Source organism: Pseudomonas sp. 32_A (genome assembly GCF_017490905.1).
GTDB classification, from domain to species: domain Bacteria; phylum Pseudomonadota; class Gammaproteobacteria; order Pseudomonadales; family Pseudomonadaceae; genus Aquipseudomonas; species Aquipseudomonas inefficax.
Window position 1 is genome coordinate 1 of sequence record NZ_JAFGYI010000400.1, and the last position, 430, is coordinate 430.

The following is a 430-nucleotide window of genomic DNA, read 5'->3' on the forward strand; positions in this document are numbered from 1 at the left end:
TTTGAGTACCGCGCTGTTGACCACCATCATGTCCATGATCTCGCCGGGAACCTGGCTGGAGTTGAACACCTCGGTGGTGCCCGGCTTGGCGCGGGCCTCGGCGAGCATCGGGTTCCAGGTGGTCACCGCCTGCACCTCGTCGGTGTTGAAGGCGGCGGCGATGTCGGCGTCGGAGGTGTTCACCGTCTTCACGTCCTTCTCGGTCAGGCGGGCGTTTTCCAGCGCGCGGGCGAGCAGGTAATGGGAGACCGAGAGTTCCACCAGGTTGACGTTCATGCCCTTGAGGTCGGCCAGGGTCTTGCCTTCGCCCTTGAGGACGATGCCGTCGTTGCCGTTGGAGAAGTCGCTGACGATCAGCGCGGTGGAGTCCACGCCGCCGGCGGCGGGGATGGTCAGGGCGTCCATGTTGGTCATGGTGCAGCCGTCGAAC

The 430-nt window shown here is 64.9% G+C and carries 1 protein-coding gene; it reads right to left on the reverse strand.

Annotated features, from left to right (window positions below; translation table 11 throughout):
• On the reverse strand, positions 1–430 hold a 430-nt coding region (locus J5M58_RS27235), incomplete at both ends, for an ABC transporter substrate-binding protein (RefSeq protein ID WP_207880584.1).